This is a genomic window from Moorena sp. SIO3H5, from assembly GCF_010692395.1.
Classification (GTDB): domain Bacteria; phylum Cyanobacteriota; class Cyanobacteriia; order Cyanobacteriales; family Coleofasciculaceae; genus Moorena.
The window spans coordinates 1-2,786 of the sequence record NZ_JAAHHS010000648.1 but is presented as its reverse complement, the minus strand read 5'-3'; the positions used below and the strand labels follow the sequence as shown (position 1 = coordinate 2,786).

Below are 2,786 nucleotides of genomic sequence, written 5' to 3'. Positions count from 1 at the left end.
GAAGGAAATGCCTCTGTGATTAGAAAATGTAAAGAAGCATTATGTATAGTTACTTATGATAGTACAGAAACCGATAGACAAAAAGTTAGTAACTTACTCCAAGAAGTCGTTGATCAGGTCAAAGAGCTAGGAGGATCACCAGCCCGGATGCTCTTTGTTATGAATCGGATTGATGAGTTTCGTAAAGACCAAAATTGGCCAGATAGTGAAAGATATTTTTTTAAAAGAACTGTTCACGATATCAAACAGAAGTTAACCAAGGAGCTAGAAGAATATCAAGAAGATATTAGTGCTTTACAAGTAATCAAAATGAGTGCATTACCAGCTCTATTGTCGATTCAGATGAAAAGTCATAATCAGCAAAAAAGTACTCAAGCATCTGAGAAAATAGACGATTTCTTTAAATTCTTAATTCCCAAAGAGATTATAGAAGACTTACCCAGAAAAGTAGAGCGATGGGAACACCATGAGCGCCACCGTGTTGCCGAGACGGTTTGGGAAGCTTCTTACGCAGACGAATTTCACAAATATCTTAAACAGACTATTGATGAAAACTTTCCACAATTAGTTATTCCACAAATTGTAGACCGCTTTAAAGCTAAAGCAGCTAATGCAGTAGCAGAATGGGCTATACAAACAACTTATGCCTTCATTAATAGTAAAGAAGAAGACTACCAAAAAGAATGTGATAATATCGCCCAAATTCGGCAAGACATCAGTCAGTTTATTTCACAAAAAGCTCAAGAACTAAGAGACCCTTTTGAAAAAATTGAAAATGCTCTAAAGGGTTTTAGAGAAGAGAGCGGTCAAAGTTTTTCCCAGGATAATAACTCTTCAGATACTACTTCAGATCCTAGGAATGAGTTGGAGCAAATTGTCGAAAGTATCATTGAAGAACTCAGGCAAGGAGACTACCAAGAGCGCGCAAACAGTTTAATATCGCTCTATCGATGGAGAAGAGGAGTAGAGCAAGCAGTAGTAAAGGAAATATTGACGCCAACGGTTGAGTCTTTGGATACAGGAAAAATATGTTTATATAGCAAAGTGCTTCAAGAAGCTGATCCGGACAAGTTGAATCTTTTAGAAGGAGTAATTAGAGATTTAATTGATTTAGAATATCCTACTAAAAATGGGAAGAAGATCGAAGCACGTACTGAGCAAGAGAAAAAAGATTTAAGGAAGCTTAATGATAAACTCAATCAATTGACTAGTGCATTGAAGGGTCTGATGAATGAAGCTGTCAAACAAATATTAGATCGAGAGATGAGAGGGGTAGTTGATGCGTTGAAGACTTTATTGGATTATTACCTGTCTCTTCTTGAGGAAGGAATGGGGAATATTGCCCCCAATTTAGCCATTAGCTTTTCCAGATCAGAACTTGAGATAATTGATAGTATACCTGAGCCAAAATTTAAGTTTGAAGCTGGATTCGCAATTATAGAAGGCACATGGCTAGAAGACGTTGAAGTTACGGAACTCAAGCGAACTTTATTTTTCTTTAAAAGAAAAGTAAAGACAATTAAACAAGAACCACGCTCTAGTGATAATGCTCAGTTACCAAAAATAGAAGACATCAATAAAGACTGGCTATGGCAAAAAAATCAGGCAGAAATAGAAATTTATAGTCAGGTTGCGGATTGGTTTATCTGTCAAATCAATAAGTTTATAAAAAAGGTTGAGTCTTCTCAAAAAGAAATTGTAGACCGTTATCAAGAGCGGCTAGATAAAGCCTATGATCAAGCTCAACTATCTTTACAAAAAGACTTATCCATATGGAATCCGCTACACCAGGAAGCTAAACAACTTAAGGAAAATATTAAGAAAGCTGGAAAAGTGCTGAGGTAGTTTCCCTCTATTCTGTAAGCTAGGGGAGCAACTTGATCAATATTCCAATTTTCCTTAAAGAGTATGATAACCAAATGGATAAAGAATCTCGAAGCCGCTTCGACGAAGTTTATAGTGAAATTGAGAAATGCTACAAATCAAAAGCCAAGGGTTGTATGTATACAGCAATCAGCAAGCTGTCTCCAGACAACTACCAGGAAATCTGTGATTATTTCAAGATAAGTGATAATTGGACTATACACGAAGACTTGCAGTTTTTTAAAAACTATTACTTTGACAAGGATGACAATCAGTGGAGTAATATTATGGATACATCAAATACATCAAATACATCAAATACATCATTATTGACATCATTATTAGAAAAAATAGGGGATAGTTTTAATGATTTTTTAAAAAATACTCCTGAGCCTTGGTTGAAATTATACTTTATACTTTTCATATCTATTATAGTTGTTGGCTCCTACGTTTTTGTGAAATCAGTGATTGTTAAAAAAACAAAAAAAGAACTAGATTCACCTCAAAAACCATCGCCACCTCCACTACAAGACTCTATTTTGTGCTTAGTTGTTCCTTCTCATCAATTAAGTGCTTTGAATACAGGTGATTTTATTCCTTCAAGTCGTGTTAAAGAACTTATATCCTCTGCGTCTTATTTTTTATGTGATGGTTTAGACCAAGACCAAACAGTAAACCTAAACCTCAGTCCCGATAGTAGTATTAATTATTCGAGTGATGAAGATGCCTACATCCAGCTGATAATTCCTGGAGGTGAGAATATAATTGGTAAAACAACAAAGTTCGAGCTTAGAAAGAATCTACCTGATGGTGATGCTAAAATCGTTACAATTGGTCGTCTTCTCAAGAAATATGGTTTAGAAAAATTCATCTGCGCTTAAGGAATTATAGCAATTCTGTTTCCCATGAGGTACCAAAAGAAA

Annotated in this window: 2 protein-coding genes; both read left to right on the top strand. The window is 35.4% G+C overall.

Annotated elements, in window-relative coordinates; translation table 11 throughout:
* A partial coding sequence (locus F6K52_RS35035; RefSeq protein ID WP_293089600.1) for a GTPase occupies nucleotides 1-1,845 on the top strand: 1,845 nt, incomplete at its 5' end.
* Between the two features lie 32 nt (nucleotides 1,846-1,877).
* Nucleotides 1,878-2,744, top strand: a complete 867-nt coding sequence (locus F6K52_RS35030; protein ID WP_293089597.1) for a hypothetical protein — start codon at nucleotides 1,878-1,880, stop codon at nucleotides 2,742-2,744.
* Nucleotides 2,745-2,786 lie beyond the last annotated feature (42 nt).